Genomic DNA, 23,597 nt, shown 5'->3' with positions numbered 1-23,597 from the left:
TAGCGCCGTCTGCCCGCAGGGCAGGGCCCGCGGCGTCTGGTGCGTGCGATGGCAAGGCGCCGGGATGCCCTCGTAGCTCGCTCCGTGGGCATTTCGGCAACGCGGCGAGCGTGCGTGCGTGCCAGGCGTCGAGGGCCAGGCGGGACTTTCCGGACACCCCCAGGGCCTGCCCCTGCCTCTGTCCGGCGGGGTCACGGCGTGCGCCGTGGCCCCGCCGCGCCGTTCGTACCCGCCTGCGCCAGCTCGCCCTCGCCCTCCGTGTCGACGTGCGGCAGGATCCTGTCCAGCCAGCGCGGGGTCCACCAGGCCCACTTCCCGAGCAGGGTCATCACGGCGGGCACGAGCAGCAGCCGCGCGACCGTCGCGTCGATGAGCACGCTCGCCGCCAGACCGAGCCCCATCATCTTGACCACGATGCTGTCGTTGAGGACGAAGGCCGCGAAGACGCTGACCATGATGAGGGCCGCGCAGGTGATGACCCGGGCGGTGATCTCCAGGGCGTGGGCCACGCTCGCCTTCGCGTCGCCGGAGCGCAGCCACGCCTCGTGGACCCGGGACAGCAGGAAGATCTCGTAGTCCATGCTGAGGCCGAAGACGATGGCGAACATCATCATCGGCACGTAGCTCTCGATGGGCACGTCTCCGTTGACCCCGAGCGCCGGGCCGCCCCAGCCCCACTGGAAGACGGCGACGACGACCCCGTACGAGGCGGCGATGGACAGCAGGTTGAGCAACGCCGCCTTGAGCGCCACGAGCGGGCCGCGGAAGACGACCAGGATGACGAGGAACGCGAGTGCGACGACCACCGCGATGATCAGCAGCAGCCGCCCGGAGACGATCTCGAGGAAGTCGACCTGCGCGGCGGTGGTGCCCGTGACGTAGGTGGCCGCGGTGGTGCCGTCGACCGCCTGCGGGAGGACGTCGTCGGCCAGGTGCTCGGTCAGGGACGTCGTGTCCTGGTCCTGCGGGGCGGCGACCGAGTAGGCCGTGGCGATCAGGACGTCGCCGTCCGAGGTCGGCGTCAGCGGGGTGATCAGGGCGGCGTCGGGGACGCCGGTGAGCGCCTTCTGGGCCTGGCTCGCCAGGGCGGAGCGGTCGGCCGCGGGGACCGATGTCTGGTCGATCACCAGCGTCAGCGGCCCGTTGGAACCGGGGCCGAAGGCCGAGGACATCAGGTCGAAGGCGCGCCGGTCGGTGAAGGACTCCGGGTCGGCGCCGTCGCCGATGTGCCCGAGCTGGATGGAGAACAGCGGGATGGAGAGGACGGCGAGGACGGCGACGCCCGCGGTCAGGAACCACCAGGGACGTCGCTCCACGCGGAGCGCGTAACGGTGCCAGGTGCCGTGCACCTCGCCGGGCCCGGCCTCGCCGGACGCGTCGGTGGTCGTCGGCTCGGTCTCGGCGACGGGGGTGCCGATCCGCACCCGGTCGATGTGGCGGCCGATCAGCCCGAGCATCGCCGGAACGAGCGTGAGCGCTCCGGCGACGGCCGTGACCACGGTGGACGTCGCGGCGAGACCGAGCAGTCCGATGAAGCTCAGCCCGGAGACCCACAGCCCGGAGAGGGCGATGACGACCGTGCAGCCCGAGACGAGGACGGCCCGACCGCTGGTCGCGGTGGCGAGGCCGGCCGCCGCGACCGGATCCTGACCGTTCATCAGCAGCTGCCGGTGCCGGGTGATCAGGAAGAGCGCGTAGTCGATGCCGACGCCGATGCCGATCATCGTGGCCAGGGTCGGTGAGACGGTCGCGAAGGTCCACACGGCGGCGAGGAGGCCGAGGACCGCGAGGCCGCAGACGGCCGCCACCAGGGCGGTGACCAGGGGCAGCACGGCGGCGATCAGGCTGCCGAAGCCGATGATCAGGACGATGATCGCGACCCCGAAGCCGATCGCCTCGCTGGTCCGGTCGTCCGCCTCGGGCCGGGCCAGCTCACCCAGCGAACCGCCGTACTCGACCTGGACCCCGGCGGCGCGCAGCGGCTCCACCGCGCTGTCCACGCCGGTCAGGTAGTCGTCGCCGAGGGTGCCGGGCTGCACGTCGAAGCGGACGGTGATGTAGGCGGTCTTCCCGTCGGTGGACAGCGGGCCGACGTTCGGGGTGCCCGGGGGAGGGGAGGGCGGCGTGGTGCCGGGCGCCGGCAGCGGGTCCGTGGCGTTCAGGACGTGCGGAAGCTTCTTCAGCGAGGCGACCGCGGAGGAGATCTGGTCGCTGACGTCCGTGAGCGGCTTGGCGCCGTCGTACAGCACCACCTGGGCGCTGTAGCCGCCGGCGGCGGGCTCGTGCGCGCGCAGCACGTCGAGTCCGTCCTGGGACTGGGTGCCGGGCAGCGCGTAGTTGTCCGAGTACTCGCCGCCGTACGCGTGGTTCAGCGCGACCAGGGCGCCCAGGGCCAGCACCCAGGCGACCAGGACGACGACGAAGTGCCGGGCCGACCACTCGCCCGTCCGCCGCAGCAGCCCCTTGCCGGAGCGCCGGCCGCCCGGCGCGGTACCACCCGGTGCGGCACCACCCGATGACTGCGGAAACGGCATGGGTTCTCCCGTGGCAAGGGCGGTGCGACTGGGCAGGACGGAGGCCCATCCGAACACGGAGGGGCGGGCGACCGGGGGAGCCGGCCCACCCGGCCCGCCGCCGTCCACCCGATCGGACGCCCGCGGCGCGTCACGTGATCCGGATCACTTTCAACTGGTGGCCCGAAGTCGCGTAAGAGAAGGCGCCGACCCCGCTCTCTCCGGGTGGACACCGTGTCCACGCGGAAGGAGACCGTTGCGATGACTGGTACGGGGGCCACTGGCGCCAGGAGTGCGGTGGAGTGGCTGGCATCGGTGGCGCCGGATCCCGACGCCTGCCGGTGGGAGTGGGAGCGCAACCCCCACGGGGTCGCGCTGCTGCCCGCCGGCCGGCGCTGGGACGTCCTGATCCTGCCGGGGGAGCTCGGCCATCCCGCCCTCGACGTGCTGAGCCGCCTGGTGGACCGGCCGGGGCCGGTCCTCGCCGACTTCGGCGACGCCCGGATCGGCTTCTTCGTCCCACCGGGCACCGCCGCTCGCTGGCTCGGCACCGGGGTGCGCAGCGCGGGCGCCGGCACCTGGATCGTCGTCCCGTACCCGGGGCGGGCGACCGGTGGCGTCCGCTGGCTCGTGGCACCGGACGGGGTGGGCACCCTCAACGACACCTCGCTCCTGGAGCTGGCGATGCACGAGGCGGCGGGCCGACTGGCCAGGGGGGAAGGGGGATCGCCGGGGGTCTGACCGAGCCGGGACCGGGATCTGGCACGAGCCGGGACCGGCGTCGGCGCGATTCGGGGCCGTCGCCGGCGCGAGTCGGGACCGGCGGCTGTGTGGGGCGGGGCCGGCGGCTGCGCGGGTCGGGACCGGCGTCGGCGCGAGTCACGTACGAGACAGAGGTCTTGACCACTTGATTGGTCTGGACCATGCTGTGGCGCGCTCGCTCCACCTCGGATTCCCCCACCCCCGGAGGCAGTTGTGGACCGCACCAGACCCCTCACCCTGCTGTTGGCGGGCGTCCTCGCCGCCGGCGGGCTCCTGGCACTCACGCCCGCGGCGGCCGTGGCCGCCGACGCCGAACTCGCCCGCAACGGCGGCTTCGAGGCCGGCCTCGACGGCTGGACCTGCACGGCGGGCAGCGGCGCCGCCGTCTCGTCGCCCGTCCACGGCGGGACGAAGGCGCTCCAGGCCACCCCGGCCGGCAGCGACAACGCCAAGTGCTCCCAGACCGTCACCGTCAAGCCCAACTCCTCGTACGAGCTGAGCGGCTGGGTCCGAGGCAGCTACGTCTACCTCGGCGCCGCCGGCACCGGCACCACCGACGTCTCCACCTGGACCGCCTCCGCCCCCGACTGGCAGCGGCTCTCGACGAGGTTCACGACGGGCGCCTCCACCACCTCGGTGACGATCTACACCCACGGCTGGTACGGCACCCCCGCCTACCAGGCCGACGACCTCTCCCTCTTCGGACCCGGCGGCGACCCGGTCCAGCTCCCGGCCACGCCCGCCGGTCTCGCGGCCGGCTCCCCGACCTCCACCTCCGTGCCGCTGACCTGGTCCGCGGTCTCCGGTGCCACCTCGTACCACGTCTACCGGGGTACGACGAAGGTCCAGACGGTCACCGGCACCTCGGCCACCGTCACCGGGCTCACCCCCTCCACCGCGTACACCTTCCAGGTCAGCGCGGTGAACAGCGCGGGCGAGTCCGCGAAGTCGACGGCCGTGAGTGCGACGACGACCAGCGGCGGGGGCGGCAACCCCGGCCTGCCCGCGCACGCGCTCGTCGGCTATCTCCACGCCAGTTTCGCCAACGGCTCGGGCTACACCCGCATGGCCGACGTCCCCGACTCCTGGGACGTCATCAACCTCGCCTTCGGCGAACCGACCTCCGTGACCTCCGGCGACATCCGCTTCAGCCTCTGCCCCGCCACCGAATGCCCGAACGTCGAGTCCGTCACGGACTTCAAGGCGGCGATCAAGGCCAAGCAGGCCGCGGGCAAGAAGGTCCTCATCTCCATCGGCGGCCAGAACGGCCAGGTCCAGCTGTCCACCACGGCCGCCCGCGACACCTTCGTCTCCTCCGTCTCGAAGATCATCGACGAGTACGGCCTCGACGGCCTCGACATCGACTTCGAGGGCCACTCCCTCTCGCTCCAGACCGGCGACACCGACTTCCGCAACCCGACGAGCCCGGTCATCGTCAACCTGATCCAGGCGGTCAAGACGCTCAAGGCCAAGTACGGCGCCGGCTTCGTCCTGACGATGGCCCCGGAGACCTTCTTCGTCCAGCTCGGCTACCAGTACTACGGCTCCGGCCCCTGGGGCGGCCAGGACCCGCGCGCCGGCGCCTACCTGCCGGTCATCCACGCCCTGCGCGACGACCTCACCCTGCTGCACGTCCAGGACTACAACTCGGGCTCCATCATGGGCCTCGACAACCAGTACCACTCGATGGGCGGCGCCGACTTCCACATCGCCATGACCGACATGCTGCTCACCGGCTTCCCGGTCGCGGGCAACAGCGAGCGCTTCTTCCCGGCCCTCCGCCCCGAGCAGGTCGCCATCGGCCTCCCGGCCTCCACCCAGGCGGGCAACGGCCACACCAGCCCGGCCGAGGTGAACAAGGCCCTGGACTGCCTGACGAAGAAGACCGACTGCGGCTCCTACCAGACCCACGGCACCTGGCCCGCGCTGCGCGGCCTGATGACCTGGTCGATCAACTGGGACCGCTACAACCAGTGGCAGTTCTCGAAGAACTTCGATTCGTACACGTGGAGCTGACCGCCAGGATCAGTACCCCCAGGCACAGGCTTGCCAGCACGTCCAGGGGCCAGTGATAGCCGCGCAGGATCAGTCCGGTCCCCGTCACCGCCGTCAGGACGGCGGCGACGGGGATCAGTCGCTTCGAGACGAGGAAGGCGGCGCCGAAGTACGCGACCATCGCGGTGGCCGTGTGGCCCGAGGGGTAGTAGCCGGCGGCCCAGGGCTCCAGAGGGCCGGGGCGGGCCGTCCACTCCTTCAAAGGGATCACCAGGAGCGGTACGAGGACCATCGCGAGCCCCGCGTACAGCGCGGCGATCCGTCGGCCGCGCCCTACCGCGTACGCCATCGCACAGCCGAGGACGGGCAGGGCGACCGTCATGTTGCCGAGGTCGGAGGCGAGTTCGCTCAGCGAGCGGGGGACGATGTCCACGAGTGCGCGGGACACCCGCTCGTCGAGCCTGGCCAGGGGGCCGTGGACGAGCACCTGCCAGGTCACGACGGCGAGGGCGACGAGCGCCGAGAAGAGAGCCGGCCGCCCTGGAACAGGGGGGGTGGTTCCAGGGCGGCCGAGGGGATCGGGCTGCCGCGCGCCCCGGGGGGTGTGGGGCGGGCGGCCATCCGATCGGTGAGGAGTCCCGGAGCACGAAGCTCCAGCGGTGTGCGCCAAGGCACGGTGTGGGCGGGGCTGGGGAGGCTCCGCCCGGGGTGTTTCTCTCATCTGCAGAAACCGTACGTCAGAGAAGAGGGGGCCGACAGCAGGAACGGCATCCCGCCATCGGCCCCCCACAGAGTCTTCACACGATGTGTGAGAAGCAGGCCCTGATCCGGGCTCAGATCTGGGCGAGCGCGCTCTCGATGATGTCGAGGCCCTCGTTCAGGAGGTCCTCGCCGATGACCAGCGGCGGCAGGAAACGCAGGACGTTGCCGTAGGTGCCACAGGTCAGGACCAGCACGCCCTCGGCGTGGCAGGCCTTCGCCAGCGCGCCCGCGGCCTCCGCGAACGGCTCCTTGGTCGCCGGGTCCTTCACGAGCTCGATGGCGATCATGGCGCCGCGGCCGCGGATGTCACCGATGATCGGGAACTTCTCCTGCATGGCGGTGAGGCGGCCCTTCATGACCTCCTCGATGCGCTTCGCCTTGCCGTTGAGGTCGAGCTCCTTCATCGTCTCGATGGAGCCGAGCGCACCGGCGCAGGCGACCGGGTTGCCACCGTAGGTGCCGCCCAGACCGCCGCCGTGGACGGAGTCCATGATCTCGGCGCGGCCGGTGACGGCGGCGAGCGGCAGACCGCCCGCGATGCCCTTGGCGGTGGTGATGAGGTCCGGGACGATGCCCTCGTCCTCACACGCGAACCACTGGCCCGTACGGCAGAAGCCGGCCTGGATCTCGTCGGCGACGAAGACGATGCCGTTGTCGTTGGCGAACTTCACGATCGCCGGCAGGAAGCCCTTGGCCGGCTCGATGAAGCCGCCCTCGCCGAGGACCGGCTCGATGACGATCGCGGCGACGTTCTCGGCGCCGATCTGCTTGGTGATGTTGTCGATCGCCTGGGCGGCGGCCTCGGGGCCGCAGTTCTCGGCACCGGTGGGCCAGCGGTAGCCGTAGGCGACCGGCACGCGGTAGAGCTCGGGGGCGAACGGACCGAAGCCCTGCTTGTACGGCATGTTCTTCGCCGTCATGCCCATGGTGAGGTTCGTACGGCCGTGGTAGCCGTGGTCGAAGACGACGACGGCCTGGCGCTTGGTGTACGAACGGGCGATCTTCACCGCGTTCTCGACGGCCTCGGCGCCCGAGTTGAAGAGCGCGGACTTCTTGGCGTGGTCGCCCGGGGTCAGCTCGGCGAGCGCCTCGCAGACCTCCACGTAACCCTCGTACGGCGTCACCATGAAGCAGGTGTGCGTGAAGTCCTGGAGCTGCGCGGAGGCGCGGCGCACGACGGCCTCGGCGGAGGCGCCGACGGAGGTCACGGCGATGCCGGAGCCGAAGTCGATCAGGCGGTTGCCGTCGACGTCCTCGATGATGCCGCCGCCGGCCCGCTTGGTGAAGACGGGCAGCGTCGAGCCGACGCCACCGGCGACCGTGTCGAGCCGACGGGCCTGAAGCTCCAGCGACTTCGGACCGGGGATGGCGGTGACGACGCGCCGCTCCTGCGGGACAGCGTTCATGCGGGGCTCCTGGGGGTGTTCTGGACGCACTTGCGGGTTTCCTCCGCAGGCTAGGCGCGGGGGAGGGGGTGAGGCATGCGCCGATCGGGAGTGGTCGCGGGTGTGTCGTTGTCCGGGATGGACATGGCGACTCCCCTTCCACCCTCAAGGGTGCGGGCTGACGCCGCCCGGCGGCGATCGGCCGTACGGGTGGGCGAAACCCCTCCGGGGCGCTTCGGGCCCACTAGATTGACGAGGGCACAGAGGCGGCGACCTGGCTGGTCAGGGGGCAGGGGTACATGGAGACCGACGGCACGTACGAGTCACGAGACACCAGAGAGGGCGCGGTACCACGCCCGGCGGGGCCGCCCCCGTCCTCCACACCTGCCGCGGCCCCGGCGCACCCGCGGGTCCCCCCGACACCCCCGGCCTACGAGGTCCGGCCCGCCACCCCCAGCAGCGTCCCGCCCCCGCCTCCGCCGAGCATCCCGCCTTCGCCGAACGTCCCGCCCCCGCCGTCCCGGGCTCCCGAGGCGCCCGGCTCCTCGCCTGTCGTCGCCTGGCTGGACGCCCCGCGTCCCAAGGCCGGCCTCGGCATCTGGCGGCTCCGGCACGTTCCGCCGCCCGAGGTGCCCACGCGGCTCGCGCCGGTCACCTTCGTCGGGATGCTGATCCCCGCGGCCGTCGGCCTGGTCATCTGGTCGGCCTGGCGGAGCAACACCCTCCCGTACGCGGACCTCCTCCTGCGGACCCTCACCCCGAACGACTGGTGGTACCCCCTCACCACCTCGCCGAAGGACTGGGAAGGCGTCGCCGCGCACAGTGTCTTCGACGGCGCTCTCTTCCTCGCTCTCGTGTGCGGCGTCGGCGCCCTCGGCTCCTGGGGCAAGGTCACCCGTCACTACCTGGACCGGTGCCGTCCGCCCGTGCGCGCGGCGGTCGCCGCGGCGGGGGCCCTGCTCGTCCTGGCGTTCGTGTTCTCCGAGACCCTCGGCCTCGGATGGCCCCCGTTGCCCGTCGTCGACCCGGTGGCCTGCCTCGCCGCGCTTCTGACGGGCAGCTGGGACGTCCCCAGTTCGCCGCTCTTCGTCTACCCCATGCGCGCGCTCATCACGGCGGCGGTCGTCTGGCCGTTCGCCAGGGTCGGCGAGTGGCCGAGCCTCTTCGGGCAGTGGCGCGCCCGGTCCGCCTCCGGTGGCGTTCCGGTCCCCACCGCCCCGGTCGGACCGGTCACCCCCCGCTCCCAGTGGCCCGAGCTCAGGGGCGCCGGCGAGCACGCCGCCGCCGACCTGCTCACCGGAGAACTGGCCGCAGGCCGCATGAACGACGTCGACTGTGCGCGCGTGCGCCGCGGCTGGCGGAAGAGCGACCAGGACGTCGAACGCCGCACCGCCCTCGTCGACGGGCTCCTCCGCAAGGGCGCCGCGGCGGGCGCACACCCCTCGGGCGACCGCGACCTGCCGAGCCGTGCGGCCACCCACGACCTGCTCCTGGGCCAGGTCCGCCTCGGGCGCTGGGCGGCCGCCGAGCGGACCCCGCACGCCTACCGCGGTGCCGGCCTCGCGCTCGACCCCGGCCTCCTCGGCACCTCCCTCCTCGCCGTCGGCCCCTCCGGAGCGGGCAAGACACGCTCGCTCGTCGCGCCCGTCGTCGAGTCGCTCACCCTCCAGGCGCTCACCGGGGCCGTCGCCGTCGTCGCCGTCGGCACGGCCGGGGCACCGCTCGGCCCCGACGAGGCGTACGACGTCGTGATCCGCCTCGGAGACCCCTCTTCCCGGTACGACCTCGACCTGTACGCGGGCGCCACCGACCCGGACGAGGCCGCCGGCTTCCTCGCCGAAGGACTCGTCGGCGACATGGAGGGCGTGGAGACCCGACGCGCGGCCACGGTCCTCGCCCAGCTCATCGGCCCGTACAGAGCCGCGTACGGGAGCTTCCCGACTGTCCCGGTCCTGCGGGAGCTGCTCGAAGCCCGTCCCGAGGTCCTGGAGGCGCTGCTCGACCTGCTGCCGGCCGACGGAGCGCACGCGATGCGCCGTGAACTGGAGTCCCGGATCCGACAGGTCGGCACCGCGACCGACGTGGGCCCCGTGCTCGCCGACCGCCTCACCGCGCTCGACCGCCCCGCCTTCGCCGAGTTCTTCGGCGGCGGCCGCGACGTGCGGCCCTTCTCCCTCCGGGCCGTCGCCCAGCACCCGATGCGGGTCCGGGTCAGCCTTCCGGACGGCGGCCACGAGGAGGCCGGGCGCCTGCTCAACCGGCTGCTGCTCGCCCAGTTCCAGCAGGTGACCCGGGACCGCGCCGGGAGCGGGCACTTCGCCTGCCTGGTGCTCGACGACGCGGCCGGCGCACTCACGGCGGGGACCGTACGGGCCTTCCAGCGGCTGCGCCCGCAGAACGCGGGCGTCGTGCTGGCCCTTCGTACCCTCGCGGAGGTCCCCGAAGCACTGCACGGTCCACTCCTCGCGGGCGTCGGCTGCCGGATGGCCTTCGCCGGGCTTCCCACCTGGGACGGCCGGGCCTTCGCCGAGGCGTGGGGCACCGAACGGGTGGAGACGACCGAGGTGGCCCACCACACCGTCTTCGCCGACCAGCCGATGACCCGGGCCTTCCACGCCCTGCGCAAGCTGGTGACCGGCAAGGCCGTGACGACCGAGGCCGTCACCGTCCGCGAAGTGGAGCGCCAGCGGTGGTCCGCGTCCGATCTCGCGCATGCCGTGCCGCCCGGCCACGCCGTCCTCTCCCTCACCCATGTGCGCGGCGAGCACACCCCTCCGCTCCTCGTCGAGCTCCGCGGCTGAGCGGAGGACTTTCGGCCCTGGCACAATCGGGGGCGCCGCTCGGCTGAGCGGCGCCCCCTCGCCCAAAGGTCCGACGGTCCCCAATGCCGCCCACCCTCGCCTCGCTCGTGCAGCACTCCTCCCTCAAGCTGATCGTCCGCGCGGGTGAGGACCGCCTCGACACCCCCGTCCGCTGGGCCCACGTCAGCGAGCTGGCCGACCCCGTCCCCTACATGGAGGGCGGCGAGCTCCTCCTCACCACCGCGCTCACGCTGGACGCCGAGGACCTGGAGGCGATGCGGCGGTACGTGCGGCGGCTGCTCGGGGCGGGGGTCGTCGGGCTCGGCTTCGCCGTCGGCGTGAACTACGAGGAGATCCCGCCGGCCCTGCTCGAAGCGGCCCGCGAGGAGCACCTGCCGCTCCTCGAGGTGCCGCGCAGGACCCCGTTCCTCGCGATCAGCAAGGCGGTCTCGGCGGCCATCTCCGCCGACCAGTACCGCGCCGTCACCGCCGGCTTCGAGGCCCAGCGCGAGCTGACCCGCGCCGCGCTCGCCGAGGGCCCCGAGGCCGTCGTCACCCGGCTGGCCGCGCACGTCGACGGCTGGGCCGCGCTGTACGACACCTCCGGCACGGTCGTCGCCGTCTCGCCCGAGTGGGCCGCCCGCCGGGCCGCCCGGCTCACCCCCGACGTGGAGCGGCTCCGCGACCGCCCGGCGCCCGCGAGCGCCGTCGTCGGCGGTACGGACGACCGCGTCGAGCTCCAGTCGCTCGGCACCGGCCGGCGCGTGCGGGGCGCACTCGCGGTCGGCACGGGCGCGCCCCTCGGGACGGCCGAGCGGTACGCCGTCCACTCGGCCATCGCCCTGCTCACCCTCACCACGGAGCGGTCCCGCTCGCTCCAGGCGGCCGAGCAGCGGCTCGGCGCCGCCGTCCTGAAGCTGATGCTCGCCGGCCAGCCGGACCACGCGCGCGCGGTGGCCGGCGAGGTGTACGGCGGGCTGCTCGACGCCCCCTTCCGGCTGCTCGTCGCCGAGCCCGCCGGGGGCGAGCCGACGGGCGAGGCCCCGCTGCCCGCCCTCGCCGAGACCCTGGAGACGGCCGCCGCCCGGGCGGGCGAGGCGGTGCTGACGGTCCCGGAGAGCGAGGGGCGGCTCGTCGTCCTCGCCGGGGACGGGGGCGCCGTCGTCACGGCCTGCCACGGGTACGCGGAGCGCGAGGCGGAGGAGACCGGGATCGTCGTCGGCCTCTCGGCCCCGGCCGGCCCGGTCGCCGCGGCGACCGCGTACAAGCAGGCCGAGCAGGCCCTCGCGGTGGCCCGGCGGCGTGGCCGCACGCTCGTCGAGCACGAGGAGCTGGCCGCCGGTTCGGTCCTGCCGCTCCTCGCCGACGACGCCGTCCGCGCCTTCGCCGACGGCATGCTCCGCGCGCTGCGGGAGCACGACGCGACCGGGCGCGGTGACCTCGTGGCCTCGCTGCGCGCCTGGCTCTCCCGGCACGGCCAGTGGGACGCGGCCGCCGCCGACCTGGGCGTCCACCGGCACACCCTGCGCTACCGGATGCGGCGCGTGGAGGAGATCCTGGGCCGCTCGCTGGACGACGCGGACGTACGCATGGAGCTGTGGCTGGCGCTGAAGGCGACGGGCGAGGACACGCCCTGAGAGGGGTGCCCCGCGGTCACGTCCCTACTCGCCGCCGCCGGTGACGGTGCCGCCGTCGCCCTGCTGCGTACGGCTCCGCTTCCGGTTGTCGCGCACCAGCTCGCCCCCGAGCAAGGTCACCTTCGCCACCGCGCGGACCCAGGGCGGGCCGCCGCGCGACGCCCACACGACGCAGACGCACCCTCCGACGGCGAGCACCAGGACGCCGATCAGAACCGCCAGAACCATGTTCTTCCCCTATTTCCCCGCGAGTTGTCGTGGTCGGGGCCATCCTTTCACCCCGCCTGCCGAGTGACTCTTGGCCAGGTTCGCCCACCCGAATTCCGGTTTCCCTGCCCGAATCCGGGCAGTTTTCTTGGTCAACCACCCGTGAACTGCCTACTCTCCTGCTCATGACAAGCCCCGCCGTCGATCCGGCCCCCGAGACGCAGCAGGCCACCACCACGCAGGCCACCACCACGCAGGCCGGCACCCGCACCGCCGCGCCCGCCGCCCGCCGGATCACCGGCGCCGTATGGGCCGCGCTCGGCATCGTGTACGTCGTGTGGGGCTCCACCTACCTCGGCATCCGGATCGTCGTCGAGACGATGCCGCCGTTCCTCTCCGCCGGCGTCCGCTTCGTCACCGCCGGACTGCTCCTCGCCGGGATCATCGCCTGGCGCCAGGGCCCCGCCGCCCTCAAGGTCACCCGCCGGCAGCTCGGCTCCGCCGTCCTCATCGGCCTGCTCCTGATACTCGGCGGCAACGGCCTCGTCGTCCTCGCCGAGACCTCCATCCCCTCGGGCCTGACCGCCCTGCTCATCTCCGTCGTCCCGGCCTGGGTCGTGCTCCTGAAGGCCGCCACCGGTCAACGGCCGACGGCCGGCGGCCTCGCCGGAGTCGCCCTCGGCCTCGTGGGACTCGCCGTGCTCACACTGCCCGGGCTCAGCGGCGAGGTGAAGGTCGGCGGGGTCGTCCTCGTCGTCGTGGCGACGCTCCTGTGGTCCGTGGGCTCCTTCTCGTCCGCCCGTCTCCCCATGCCCGCCAACCCCTTCACGGCCAGTGCGTACGAGATGATCGCGGGCGGCCTCGGCGGCCTCGCCGTCGCCTTCGTCCGGGGCGAGCAGCACGGCCTCGACGTGACCGCGGTCTCGGGCCGCTCGTGGGCCGCGCTCGCGTACCTGATCGTCTTCGGTTCTTTGATCGCCTTCACCGCGTACGCGTGGCTCCTCCAGGCCGCACCGCTCTCGCTGGTCGCCACGTACGCGTACGTGAACCCGGTCGTCGCCGTCGCCCTCGGCGCCCTCGTCCTCGGCGAGGCCCTGTCCTGGCCCATCGTCCTCGGCGGCGCGGTCGTCGTCGGCGGTGTCTGTCTCATCGTCTCGACCGAGCGGCGAACCTGACGGGGGCCTGCCACAGGCGACCGGGCCGGTTCGGCCAAAGCGGACAGAGGTTCACCCTCACCACTCCACACCGGACAAACGCCCCTCCGTCCTCCCGGCCCTACCGTGTCAGGAGAGCGATCGCTCGCACCCCCGATACGGAAAGGGCCGGGACGCAATGACGACCACCCACGCCTTCTGGCTCGCCGGCCGCGAGGCCACCGGCGAGGCCACCTTCGACGTCACGAACTCCTTCGACGGACGTCTGGTCGGCAAGGTCAGCGTGCCCACCGAGGCCCAGGTCGAGGAGGCCGTCGCCGCCGCGCACGCCGTCGTCGACGAGTTCGCCGCGACCCCGGCGCACGTCCGTGCCGCCGCCCTCGACCACGTGTCGAAGCGGCTCGCCGAGCGCACCGAGGAGATCGCCCTCCTGATCTCCGCCGAGAACGGCAAGCCCATCAAGTGGGCCCGCGGCGAGGTCGGCCGTGCCGTCTCCGTCTTCCGTTTCGCCGCCGAGGAGGCCCGCCGCTGGAACGCCGGCGAGGCCCAGCGCCTGGACACCGAGGCCGGCGGCGCGGGCCGCCTCGCGCTCACCCGCCGTATCCCCAAGGGCGTCGTCCTCGGCATCGCGCCGTTCAACTTCCCGCTGAACCTCAGCGCCCACAAGGTCGCCCCGGCCATCGCCGTCGGCGCCCCCATCATCCTCAAGCCGGCCCCCTCGACGCCGATCTCCTCCCTGATCCTGGGCGAGATCCTGGCCGAGACCGAGCTGCCGGCCGGCTCCTGGTCGATCCTGACCGTGCCGAACGACCGCATGCCCGCCCTGGTCAAGGACGAGCGCCTCCCGGTCATCTCCTTCACCGGCTCGGACAAGGTCGGCTACGCCATCCAGGAGTCGGTGCCGCACAAGCACTGCACCCTGGAGCTCGGCGGCAACGCCGCGGCCGTCGTCCTCCCCGACTGGTCCTCCGAGGCCGACCTGGACTGGGCGGCGAGCCGCATCGCCACCTTCTCCAACTACCAGGGCGGCCAGTCCTGCATCTCCGTGCAGCGAGTGATTGCCGACGCCTCGGTCTACGACCGCCTGGTGCCGAAGATCGTCGCCGCCGTCGAGGCCCAGGTCACCGGTGACCCGTCCGACGCCGCCACCGACGTCGGCCCGCTGGTCGACGAGGCCGCCGCCCAGCGCGTCGAGTCCTGGGTCGACGAGGCCGTCGCCGCCGGCGCCAAGCTCCTCACCGGCGGCAAGCGCGAGGGTGCCACCTACGCCCCGACCGTCCTCGCCGAGCTCCCCGCCGACGTCACCCTGGCCCGCGCCGAGGTCTTCGGCCCGGTCCTCACGATCGCCAAGGTCGACGGCGAGGCCGAGGCCTTCGCCGCGGTCAACGACTCCGACTTCGGCCTCCAGGCGGGCGTCTTCACGCGCGACCTGCAGACCGCCTTCCGCGCCCACCGCGCGCTGGAGGTCGGCGGCGTGATCGTCGGCGACGTCCCCTCCTACCGCGCCGACCAGATGCCGTACGGCGGCGCCAAGCGTTCCGGCGTCGGCCGCGAGGGCGTCAAGTTCGCGATGGACGACTACACGTACGAGCGCGTCCTGGTCCTGACGGGCCTCGCCCTCTAAGGCGTACGTCTCACCGAACCAGACGGTCCGAGCCCACTGTGCGGGGGCTCGGACCGTCTTTCGTCATGCGCTTTCGTCGGGCGGCCCGCGTCACGCCACGGGCGCGTCGACGAGCCGCACGACCTCGGCGGGCTTCGCGCGGAAGGCCTTGTTCGCCGCGTCCGCCGCCGTCATGTGCGGGGCGACGTCGTGCGCGGCGAGGGCCCCGGCCGAGGCCCAGCGCTCGATCAGGACGAAGCGGTCGGGGTCGTCGGCCACCCGGTGGAGGTCGTACCGGAGGCACCCGTCCTCGGCCCGTACGAGGGGCGCGAGGGCCTTGAAGGCGGCGACCTGCTCCGCGCCCCGGCCGGGCAGGGTGGTGATGTGGATGATGAGCTTGATCGGCTGCGACATGGCGCGGACCCTACGCCGTACCTTCACCGGCGGCCCGGGCGTCTCACCTGGAGGACGCCGCGCGAACGCTCCCCCCCCCGTCTTTCCGAACCCGCGGAAATCGGGTACGACGGACAGGGAAGCCCCGAGCAGGAGGTGTCCATGTCCGCACCCGCCCAGCAGCCGCCCAAGGTCACCGAGCGCGAGGCCCGGCAGACCGCCGAGGCCGCGCGCGAGCAGGACTGGCACAAGCCGAGCTTCGCCAAGGAGCTCTTCCTCGGCCGCTTCCGGCTCGACCTCGTCCACCCCCACCCGCTCCCCGCCGACGAGGACGTACGGCGCGGGGAGGCCTTCCTCGCGACCCTCAGGACCTTCTGCGAGACCCGGATCGACAGCGCCCGCATCGAGCGCGAGGCCCGCATCCCCGACGAGACGATCACCGGCCTCAAGGAGATCGGCGCGCTCGGGATGAAGATCGACCCGAAGTACGGCGGGCTCGGTCTCACCCAGCTGTACTACAACCGCGCCCTCGCCCTCGTCGGCTCCGCGAGCCCCGCCGTCGGCGCCCTGCTCTCCGCGCATCAGTCGATCGGCGTACCGCAGCCGCTGAAACTCTTCGGCACCCAGGAGCAGAAGGACGCCTTCCTGCCCCGCCTCGCCCGGACGGACCTCTCCGCCTTCCTCCTCACCGAGCCCGACGTCGGCTCCGACCCGGCCCGCCTCGCCACCACCGCCGTGCCCGACGGCGACCACTACGTCCTCGACGGCGTGAAGCTCTGGACCACGAACGGCGTCGTCGCCGACCTCCTCGTCGTCATGGCCCGGGTGCCCGCCTCCGAGGGCCACCGCGGCGGCATCACCGCCTTCGTGGTCGAGGCGGACTCGCCCGGCATCACCGTCGAGCACCGCAACGCCTTCATGGGGCTGCGCGGCCTGGAGAACGGCGTCACCCGCTTCCACGGCGTCCGCGTCCCCGCCGCACACCGCATCGGCCCCGAGGGCAGCGGCCTCAAGATCGCCCTCACCACCCTCAACACCGGCCGGCTCTCCCTCCCCGCGTCCTGCGCGGGCGCCGGCAAGTGGTGCCTGAAGATCGCCCGCGAATGGTCGGGCGTCCGCGAGCAGTGGGGCAGGCCCGTCGGCCGCCACGAGGCCGTCGGCACCAAGATCTCCTTCATCGCGGCCACCACCTTCGCGCTGGAGGCCGTCGTCGACCTCGCCTCGCAGATGGCCGACGAGGACCGCAACGACATCCGGATCGAGGCCGCCCTCGCCAAGCTGTACGGCTCCGAGATGGCCTGGCTGATCGCCGACGAACTGGTCCAGATCCGCGGCGGCCGCGGCTACGAGACCGCAGCTTCCCTCGCCGCCCGCGGCGAGCGCGCGGTCCCCGCCGAGCAGGTCCTGCGCGACCTGCGGATCAACCGGATCTTCGAGGGCTCGACCGAGATCATGCACCTCCTGATCGCCCGCGAGGCCGTCGACGCCCACCTCTCCGTCGCCGGCGACCTCATCGACCCCGACACCTCCCTCGCCGACAAGGCGAAGGCCGGGGTGCGGGCCGGCGGCTTCTACGCCCGCTGGCTGCCCGGACTCGTCGCCGGGCCGGGACAGCTGCCCGGGGCGTACGGGGAGTTCGGCGGCCTCGCCGGCCACCTCCGGTACGTCGAGCGGACCTCCCGCAAGCTCGCCCGCTCGACCTTCTACGCGATGTCCCGCTGGCAGGGGCGCATGGAGCTCAAGCAGGCCTTCCTGGGGCGGATCGTCGACATCGGCGCGGAGCTCTTCGCGATGAGCGCCGCCTGCGTACGGGCCGAACTCCTCCGCACCACCACGGACCACGGCCGCGAGGCCCACCAGCTGGCGGACGCCTTCTGCCGGCAGGCCCGCCTCAGGACCGAGGAGCTCTTCGGCCGCCTCTGGTCCAACACGGACGACCTCGACCGCAAGGTCGTCGACGGCGTCCTCTCCGGAGCCTACGCCTGGCTGGAGGCCGGCATCGTCGACCCGAGCGGCGAGGGCCCCTGGATCGCGGACGCCACCCCCGGCCCCTCCACCGAGCCCGACCTCCACCGCCGCCTCCCCTGACCCCGGCCGTTGCGGGCACACGCGTCCACGTGGCGGACCGTGGCACGACCGCGCCGCAGGTCACGGCAGGATGGTCGCCGTGACCGTCATCGACATCCCCGGCTCCAAGTCCGTCACGGCCCGCGCGCTCTTCCTCGCCGCCGCCGCCGAGGGCATCACGACCCTCCTCAGGCCGCTCGTCTCCGACGACACCGAGGGCTTCGCCGAAGGCCTCACCGCCCTCGGCTACGCCGTGCGCCGCGAGCCCGGTGCCTGGCACATCGAGGGCCGCCCCGACGGCCCCGGCGCGGACACCGCCGAGGTCTACTGCCGCGACGGCGCCACCACCGCCCGCTTCCTGCCCACCCTCGTCGCCGCGGGCCGCGGCACGTACCGCTTCGACGCCTCCGCCCAGATGCGCCGCCGCCCGCTCGGCCCCCTCAGCACCGCGCTGCGCGACCTCGGCGTCGACCTCCGGCACGGCGAGAAGGAGGGGCACCACCCCCTCGCCGTCCACGCCTCCGGCGTGAAGGGCGGCGCGCTCACCCTCGACGCCGGGCAGTCCTCCCAGTACCTGACGGCCCTGCTCATGCTGGGCCCGCTCACCGCCGAGGGCCTCGACATCACGGTCACCGATCTGGTCTCGGAGCCGTACGTCGAGATCACCCTCGCGATGATGCGCGCCTTCGGCGCCGACGTGCGCCAGGAGGGCCGTACGTACCGGGTCGCCCCCACCGGCTACCGCGCGAGGACGTACGGCATCGAGCCCGACGCCTCCACCGCGAGCTACTTCTTCGCCGCGGCCGCCCTCGAACCGGGCCGCTCCGTCACCGTCCCCGGCCTCGGCACCGGCGCCCTCCAGGGCGACCTCGCCTTCGTCGACGTCCTGCGCCGCATGGGTGCCGAGGTCGAGATCACCGACACCGGCACCACCGTCCGCTCCACCGGCACCCTGCGCGGACTCACCGTCAACATGCGGGACATCTCCGACACCATGCCCACCCTCGCCGCCCTCGCCCCCTTCGCCGACGGCCCGGTCCGCATCGAGGACGTCGCCAACACCCGGGTCAAGGAGTGCGACCGCCTCGACGCCTGCGCCGAGAACCTGCGCCGCCTCGGCATCACCGTCCGCACCGGCCCCGACTGGATCGAGATCCACCCCGGCACCCCGGCCGGACCCGTCGAGATCGCCACCCACGGCGACCACCGGATCGTCATGTCCTTCGCCGTCACCGCCCTGCGGACCCCCGGGATCACCTTCGACGACCCGGGCTGTGTGAAGAAGACCTTTCCCGACTTCCACCGGGTCTTCGACACGTTTGTCCACACCCCGTGAAGTCCGCACAGCGTTTGGCGCAAGAATGGGGGGCATGAGCGACCGCCCCTCTCCTCTCGCCGATCCCCATATCGCCTTCGACGTCTCCGAAGGACGCCGGGACATCGTCGTCCTCGGCTCGACCGGGTCCATCGGCACCCAGGCCATCGACCTGGTGCTGCGCAATCCCGACCGCTTCCGGGTCACCGCCCTGGCCGCCTCCGGCGGCCGGGTCGGACTGCTCGCGGAGCAGGCGCACCGGCTGAAGGTCGCCGCGGTCGCGGTCGCCCGCGAGGAGGTGCTGCCCGAGCTGCGCGAGGCGCTGAAGGCGCTGTACGGCTCCGAGCCGCTCCCCGAGCTCCTGGCGGGCCCGGACGCGGCCACCCAGCTGGCCGCCTCCCCGTGCCACACCGTGCTCAACGGCATCACCGGCTCCATCGGCCTCGCGCCCACGCTCGCCGCCCTCGAAGCGGGCCGCACCCTCGCCCTCGCCAACAAGGAGTCGCTGATCGTCGGCGGCCCGCTGGTCAAGGCGCTCGCCAAGCCGGGGCAGATCATCCCGGTCGACTCCGAGCACGCGGCCCTCTTCCAGGCGCTGGCCGCCGGCACCCGGGCCGACGTCCGCAAGCTGGTCGTCACCGCCTCCGGCGGCCCCTTCCGCGGCCGTACGCGCGAGCAGCTCGCCCATGTCACCCGCGAGGACGCGCTGGCCCACCCGACCTGGGCCATGGGCCCGGTGATCACGGTCAACAGCGCCACCCTGGTGAACAAGGGCCTGGAGGTCATCGAGGCCCACCTGCTGTACGACATCCCCTTCGACCGCATCGAGGTCGTCGTGCACCCCCAGTCGTACGTGCACTCGATGGTCGAGTTCACCGACGGCTCCACGCTCGCCCAGGCGACTCCGCCCGACATGGGCGGCCCCATCGCCATCGGTATCGGGTGGCCGGAGCGGGTCCCGGACGCGGCCCCCTCCTTCGACTGGACCAAGGCCTCCACCTGGGAGTTCTTCCCGCTCGACACGGAGGCCTTCCCGTCGGTCGGCCTCGCCCGGCACGTCGGCGAACTGGGCGGCACGGCCCCCGCGGTCTTCAACGCGGCGAACGAGGAGTGCGTCGAGGCGTTTCTCGCCGGACGCCTGCCGTTCAACGGAATCATGGATACGGTCACAGCGGTCGTCGCGGAGCACGGCGTTCCCGGTACGGGAACCTCCCTCACCGTCCCGGACGTCCTCGAAGCGGAGACCTGGGCCCGGGCCCGGGCCCGTGAGCTGGCGGCGAAGGCAACGGCGGAGGCGCGCGCATGACCGAAGTGCTCCTGTACATCCTCGGCATCGTGCTGTTCGCGCTGGGACTGCTCGTCTCCATCGCGTGGCACGAGCTGGGCCACCTCTCCACGGCCAAGCTCTTCGGCATCCGTGTGCCGCAGTACATGGTCGGCTTCGGCCCCACGATCTGGTCGAAGAAGCGGGGCGAGACCGAGTACGGCATCAAGGCGATCCCGGCCGGCGGCTACATCCGCATGATCGGCATGTTCCCGCCCGGCGAGGACGGCAAGATCGAGGCCCGCTCCACCTCGCCCTGGCGCTCCATGATCGAGGACGCCCGCGAGGCCTCGTACGAGGAGCTGAAGCCCGGCGACGAGACCCGGCTCTTCTACACGCGCAAGCCGTGGAAGCGCGTGATCGTGATGTTCGCCGGCCCCTTCATGAACCTGGTCCTGGCGGCGGCGCTCTTCTTCGGCTCGATGATGACGCTGGGCATCGAGGGCCAGACGACCAAGGTCGCCGGCGTCCAGAAGTGCGTCATCGAGCAGAGCGAGAACCGCGAGAAGTGCGAGCCGGGTGACCCCGTCTCTCCGGCTCACATGGCGGGTCTCAAAGAGGGCGACAAGATCGTCGCCTTCAACGGCGCGCCGGTGGGGGACTGGGACGCGCTCTCGGACCGCATCCGCGACACCATCGGCACGGCGACGATCACCGTCGAGCGGGGCGGCCAGCGCGTCGACCTGCACCCGACGCTCGTCTCCAACAAGGTGCCGATGAAGGACGAGGACGGCCAGGTCGTCCAGCCGGTCCGGTACATCGACGCCGGCTACCTCGGCTTCGCCTCGAAGACCGAGGTCGGCGCCCTCAGCTTCGGCGAGACCACCGAACGGATGTCCGACCTGCTGGAGAACGGCGTCGAGTCGGTCGTCGCCCTCCCCGGCAAGATCCCCGGACTCTGGGACGCCACCTTCGGCGACGGGGAGCGCGCTGCGGACTCCCCGGTCGGTGTCGTCGGCGCCGCCCGGCTCACCGGCGAGCTCATGAACGTCGACGCTCCGCCGGAGCGGATCATCGTCTGGTTCATGAACCTCCTGGTGTTCTTCAACGTCTCGTTGTTCCTGTTCAACATGCTCCCGCTGCTGCCGCTCGACGGCGGTCACATCGCGGGCGCCCTGTGGGAGTCCGTACGCCGCCACACGGCCCGGATCTTCAAGCGCCCCGACCCGGGCCCGTTCGACGTGGCCAAGCTGATGCCCGCCGCGTACGTGGTGGCCGGTGTCTTCGTCTGCTTCACGCTGCTCGTCCTCGCCGCCGACATCGTCAACCCGGTGCGGCTGACCTAGTTCCGGACACAGCTCCCGGGGGCCCCGACCCGCTGGTGTCGGGGCCCCCGCCCCCGGGGCGGTAACCTCGGAGACCTGAGCCCGCCGACGCACAACCTTGAGGTTGCACAAAAGATGACCGCGATTTCTCTCGGTATCCCGACCGTCCCGACCCGGCTCGCCGAGCGGCGCAAGAGCCGCCAGATCCAGGTCGGCAGCGTGGCCGTCGGCGGTGACGCCCCCGTCTCCGTGCAGTCGATGACGACGACCCGCACCTCCGACATCGGCGCCACGCTCCAGCAGATCGCCGAGCTGACCGCCTCCGGCTGCCAGATCGTGCGCGTGGCCTGTCCCACCCAGGACGACGCCGACGCCCTCGCGGTCATCGCGCGGAAGTCGCAGATCCCGGTCATCGCCGACATCCACTTCCAGCCGAAGTACGTCTTCGCCGCCATCGACGCGGGCTGCGCGGCCGTCCGGGTCAACCCCGGCAACATCAAGCAGTTCGACGACAAGGTCAAGGAGATCGCCAAGGCGGCCTCCGACGCCGGTACCCCGATCCGCATCGGCGTCAACGCCGGTTCGCTCGACGCGCGGCTCCTGAAGAAGTACGGCAAGGCCACCCCCGAGGCGCTCGTCGAGTCCGCCCTCTGGGAGGCCGGCCTCTTCGAGGAGCACGGCTTCCGCGACATCAAGATCTCGGTCAAGCACAACGACCCGGTCGTGATGGTCGAGGCCTACCGCCAGCTGGCCGCCCAGTGCGACTACCCGCTGCACCTCGGCGTCACCGAGGCCGGTCCGGCCTTCCAGGGCACCATCAAGTCGGCCGTCGCCTTCGGCGCGCTGCTCGCCCAGGGCATCGGCGACACCATCCGCGTCTCGCTCTCCGCTCCGCCGGCCGAGGAGATCAAGGTCGGCATCCAGATCCTGGAGTCGCTGAACCTGCGCCAGCGCCGCCTGGAGATCGTCTCCTGCCCGTCCTGCGGCCGCGCCCAGGTCGACGTCTACAAGCTCGCCGAGGAGGTCACCGCCGGCCTCGACGGCATGACCGTCCCGCTGCGCGTCGCCGTCATGGGCTGCGTCGTCAACGGCCCGGGCGAGGCCCGCGAGGCCGACCTCGGCGTCGCCTCCGGCAACGGCAAGGGCCAGATCTTCGTGAAGGGCGAGGTCATCAAGACCGTCCCCGAGTCGAAGATCGTCGAGACCCTCATCGAGGAGGCGCTCAAGATCGCCGAGCAGATGGAGAAGGACGGCGTCGCCAGCGGCGAGCCGTCGGTCGCCATCGGCGTCTGACACCACGGCCCGACGTCACCCTCGGTGCCTGCCGCCACGGGTAGGGCATCACCGTCGGCGCCTGCCGCCACGGATCCGACGTCACCTCCGGCGTCCGTCGTCCCCGTCGCCGCGGGTGTCCGGAATTCCTCCCCCACGAACCCCTCCGCCCCACCGGGCCGAGGGGTTTCGTGCGCTGTGACGGGCCCCGTCACAGCACACGGGGGTAAAGTGCGGAGACCAGCAGATCCGTACCGTGAGGCCCCCTCGTGCTGACAGAGACCACCACCCGGGTCCTCGAACCCGCCGACCTCGGCGCCGCCCTGGCCGTCCTGGAGAGCTCCCCCGTCGAGAACGCCTTCGTGACCGCACGCGTCCAGGTCGCGGGGCTCGACCCCTGGCGGCTCGGCGGCGAGATGTGGGGCTGGTACACCGAGGGCCGACTGCGCTCGCTCTGCTACTCCGGCGCCAACCTCGTCCCCATCTGCGCCACGCCCGAGGCCGTCCGCGCCTTCGCCGACCGGGCCCGCAGGATCGGCCGCCGCTGCTCCTCGATCGTCGGCCCCGCCGAGTCCACCGGCGAGCTGTGGCGGCTCCTGGAGCCCAGCTGGGGCCCGGCCAGGGACGTCCGCGCCCGCCAGCCGCTGATGATCGCCGAGCAGCCCTCCACCACCGTCGCGCCCGATCCGCTGGTCCGCCGCGTCCGCAAGGACGAGATGGAAGCGATCATGCCCGCCTGCGTGGCCATGTTCACCGAGGAGGTCGGCATCTCCCCGCTGGCCAACGACGGCGGACTGCTCTACCAGGCCCGGGTCGCCGAGCTCGTCGGCGCGGGCCGCTCCTTCGCCCGGATCGAGGACGGCAAGGTCGTCTTCAAGGCGGAGATCGGCGCCGCCACCCGACAGGCCTGCCAGATCCAGGGCGTCTGGGTCGCCCCCGAGCACCGCGGCAAGGGCCTGTCGGAGACCGGCATGGCCGCCGTCCTCCAGTACGCCCTCGCCGACGTCGCCCCCGTGGTCAGCCTGTACGTCAACGACTACAACACCCCGGCCAGGGCCTCGTACCGCCGCGTCGGCTTCCGTGAGACCGGCGCCTTCATGAGCGTGCTGTTCTGAGGCCCCGGCCGCTTGTAGGGTGCGCCG

The 23,597-nt window shown here is 72.6% G+C and carries 17 protein-coding genes; 12 read left to right on the top strand and 5 right to left on the bottom strand.

The window, feature by feature from the left end:
• Window positions 1-191: 191 nt before the first annotated feature.
• Complete coding sequence (locus DEJ46_RS10855; protein WP_150265596.1) at window positions 192-2,534, bottom strand: MMPL family transporter; 2,343 nt, start codon at window positions 2,532-2,534, stop codon at window positions 192-194.
• 240 nt (window positions 2,535-2,774) lie between these two features.
• Between DEJ46_RS10855 and DEJ46_RS10850 the strand changes: the two genes are divergently transcribed.
• Both DEJ46_RS10850 and DEJ46_RS10845 read left to right on the top strand, forming a co-directional pair.
• Window positions 2,775-3,254, top strand: a complete 480-nt coding sequence (locus tag DEJ46_RS10850) for a hypothetical protein (protein WP_150265594.1) — start codon at window positions 2,775-2,777, stop codon at window positions 3,252-3,254.
• A 234-nt stretch (window positions 3,255-3,488) separates the two neighbouring features.
• The gene (locus tag DEJ46_RS10845; RefSeq protein WP_150265592.1) at window positions 3,489-5,291 is read left to right on the top strand and encodes a chitinase; all 1,803 of its coding nucleotides are present in this window, start codon (window positions 3,489-3,491) and stop codon (window positions 5,289-5,291) included.
• On the opposite strand, the gene DEJ46_RS10840 is transcribed toward DEJ46_RS10845, so the two are convergent.
• Both DEJ46_RS10840 and gabT read right to left on the bottom strand, forming a co-directional pair.
• On the bottom strand, window positions 5,227-5,991 hold the full coding sequence (locus DEJ46_RS10840) for a phosphatase PAP2 family protein (RefSeq protein ID WP_190622568.1): 765 nt from the start codon (window positions 5,989-5,991) through the stop codon (window positions 5,227-5,229). The two genes, DEJ46_RS10845 and DEJ46_RS10840, sit on opposite strands and share 65 nt — an antisense overlap.
• A gap of 112 nt (window positions 5,992-6,103) precedes the next feature.
• Window positions 6,104-7,438 (bottom strand): 4-aminobutyrate--2-oxoglutarate transaminase, encoded by a 1,335-nt coding sequence (gabT, locus tag DEJ46_RS10835; RefSeq protein WP_150265588.1) that lies wholly within the window; start codon window positions 7,436-7,438, stop codon window positions 6,104-6,106.
• 278 nt (window positions 7,439-7,716) lie between these two features.
• Between gabT and DEJ46_RS10830 the strand changes: the two genes are divergently transcribed.
• Entirely contained in the window at window positions 7,717-10,218 is a 2,502-nt protein-coding gene (locus DEJ46_RS10830; protein WP_150265586.1) for an ATP/GTP-binding protein, read from the top strand.
• An 83-nt stretch (window positions 10,219-10,301) separates the two neighbouring features.
• Window positions 10,302-11,855: a PucR family transcriptional regulator gene (locus tag DEJ46_RS10825; protein WP_150265585.1), complete on the top strand. Its 1,554-nt coding sequence runs from the start codon at window positions 10,302-10,304 to the stop codon at window positions 11,853-11,855.
• A gap of 24 nt (window positions 11,856-11,879) precedes the next feature.
• Here the strand turns inward: DEJ46_RS10825 and DEJ46_RS10820 are convergent, their stop codons facing one another.
• Complete coding sequence (locus DEJ46_RS10820; RefSeq protein ID WP_150265583.1) at window positions 11,880-12,083, bottom strand: hypothetical protein; 204 nt, start codon at window positions 12,081-12,083, stop codon at window positions 11,880-11,882.
• Between the two features lie 164 nt (window positions 12,084-12,247).
• On the opposite strand from DEJ46_RS10820, the gene DEJ46_RS10815 reads away from it, so the two are divergent.
• Window positions 12,248-13,237 (top strand): EamA family transporter, encoded by a 990-nt coding sequence (locus tag DEJ46_RS10815; RefSeq protein WP_223834592.1) that lies wholly within the window; start codon window positions 12,248-12,250, stop codon window positions 13,235-13,237.
• Window positions 13,238-13,394: 157 nt separating this feature from the next.
• The gene (locus DEJ46_RS10810; RefSeq protein ID WP_150265581.1) at window positions 13,395-14,840 is read left to right on the top strand and encodes an aldehyde dehydrogenase family protein; all 1,446 of its coding nucleotides are present in this window, start codon (window positions 13,395-13,397) and stop codon (window positions 14,838-14,840) included.
• Window positions 14,841-14,930: 90 nt separating this feature from the next.
• Here DEJ46_RS10810 and DEJ46_RS10805 read toward each other — a convergent pair whose 3' ends face one another.
• Entirely contained in the window at window positions 14,931-15,233 is a 303-nt protein-coding gene (locus DEJ46_RS10805) for a putative quinol monooxygenase (protein WP_150265579.1), read from the bottom strand.
• A gap of 141 nt (window positions 15,234-15,374) precedes the next feature.
• Here DEJ46_RS10805 and DEJ46_RS10800 point away from each other — a divergent pair, with 141 nt between their 5' ends.
• From DEJ46_RS10800 to DEJ46_RS10775, 6 genes are all read left to right on the top strand, one after another.
• Window positions 15,375-17,300: an acyl-CoA dehydrogenase family protein gene (locus DEJ46_RS10800; RefSeq protein WP_150265577.1), complete on the top strand. Its 1,926-nt coding sequence runs from the start codon at window positions 15,375-15,377 to the stop codon at window positions 17,298-17,300.
• 79 nt (window positions 17,301-17,379) lie between these two features.
• The gene (gene aroA / locus DEJ46_RS10795; RefSeq protein WP_150265575.1) at window positions 17,380-18,615 is read left to right on the top strand and encodes a 3-phosphoshikimate 1-carboxyvinyltransferase; all 1,236 of its coding nucleotides are present in this window, start codon (window positions 17,380-17,382) and stop codon (window positions 18,613-18,615) included.
• Window positions 18,616-18,649: 34 nt separating this feature from the next.
• Entirely contained in the window at window positions 18,650-19,900 is a 1,251-nt protein-coding gene (dxr, locus tag DEJ46_RS10790) for a 1-deoxy-D-xylulose-5-phosphate reductoisomerase (RefSeq protein ID WP_150265573.1), read from the top strand.
• On the top strand, window positions 19,897-21,204 hold the full coding sequence (locus DEJ46_RS10785; protein ID WP_150265571.1) for a M50 family metallopeptidase: 1,308 nt from the start codon (window positions 19,897-19,899) through the stop codon (window positions 21,202-21,204). Before dxr ends, DEJ46_RS10785 begins: the two co-directional genes overlap by 4 nt.
• Window positions 21,205-21,318: 114 nt before the next feature.
• Window positions 21,319-22,476, top strand: coding sequence for a flavodoxin-dependent (E)-4-hydroxy-3-methylbut-2-enyl-diphosphate synthase (gene ispG, locus DEJ46_RS10780; RefSeq protein ID WP_150265569.1), 1,158 nt, complete (start codon window positions 21,319-21,321; stop codon window positions 22,474-22,476).
• Window positions 22,477-22,724: 248 nt separating this feature from the next.
• Complete coding sequence (locus DEJ46_RS10775; RefSeq protein WP_190622566.1) at window positions 22,725-23,570, top strand: GNAT family N-acetyltransferase; 846 nt, start codon at window positions 22,725-22,727, stop codon at window positions 23,568-23,570.
• The last annotated feature ends 27 nt before the right edge of the window (window positions 23,571-23,597 follow it).

It is taken from the genome of Streptomyces venezuelae (assembly GCF_008642375.1).
In the GTDB taxonomy this organism is placed as follows: Bacteria; Actinomycetota; Actinomycetes; order Streptomycetales; family Streptomycetaceae; genus Streptomyces; species Streptomyces venezuelae_G.
The sequence above is the reverse complement of the archived record's forward strand: the minus strand, read 5'-3'. Positions and strand labels throughout refer to the sequence as shown.

Bases quoted from the DNA above. Each gene is read 5' to 3' on its own strand.
- DEJ46_RS10855 (WP_150265596.1), bottom strand. From the start codon at position 2,534: ATGCCGTTTCCGCAGTCATCGGGTGGTGCCGCACCGGGTGGTACCGCG.
- DEJ46_RS10850 (WP_150265594.1), top strand. From the start codon at position 2,775: ATGACTGGTACGGGGGCCACTGGCGCCAGGAGTGCGGTGGAGTGGCTG.
- DEJ46_RS10840 (WP_190622568.1), bottom strand. From the start codon at position 5,991: ATGAGAGAAACACCCCGGGCGGAGCCTCCCCAGCCCCGCCCACACCGT.
- gabT (WP_150265588.1), bottom strand. From the start codon at position 7,438: ATGAACGCTGTCCCGCAGGAGCGGCGCGTCGTCACCGCCATCCCCGGT.
- DEJ46_RS10830 (WP_150265586.1), top strand. From the start codon at position 7,717: ATGGAGACCGACGGCACGTACGAGTCACGAGACACCAGAGAGGGCGCG.
- DEJ46_RS10825 (WP_150265585.1), top strand. From the start codon at position 10,302: ATGCCGCCCACCCTCGCCTCGCTCGTGCAGCACTCCTCCCTCAAGCTG.
- DEJ46_RS10820 (WP_150265583.1), bottom strand. From the start codon at position 12,083: ATGGTTCTGGCGGTTCTGATCGGCGTCCTGGTGCTCGCCGTCGGAGGG.
- DEJ46_RS10815 (WP_223834592.1), top strand. From the start codon at position 12,248: ATGACAAGCCCCGCCGTCGATCCGGCCCCCGAGACGCAGCAGGCCACC.
- DEJ46_RS10810 (WP_150265581.1), top strand. From the start codon at position 13,395: ATGACGACCACCCACGCCTTCTGGCTCGCCGGCCGCGAGGCCACCGGC.
- DEJ46_RS10805 (WP_150265579.1), bottom strand. From the start codon at position 15,233: ATGTCGCAGCCGATCAAGCTCATCATCCACATCACCACCCTGCCCGGC.
- DEJ46_RS10800 (WP_150265577.1), top strand. From the start codon at position 15,375: ATGTCCGCACCCGCCCAGCAGCCGCCCAAGGTCACCGAGCGCGAGGCC.
- dxr (WP_150265573.1), top strand. From the start codon at position 18,650: ATGAGCGACCGCCCCTCTCCTCTCGCCGATCCCCATATCGCCTTCGAC.
- DEJ46_RS10785 (WP_150265571.1), top strand. From the start codon at position 19,897: ATGACCGAAGTGCTCCTGTACATCCTCGGCATCGTGCTGTTCGCGCTG.
- ispG (WP_150265569.1), top strand. From the start codon at position 21,319: ATGACCGCGATTTCTCTCGGTATCCCGACCGTCCCGACCCGGCTCGCC.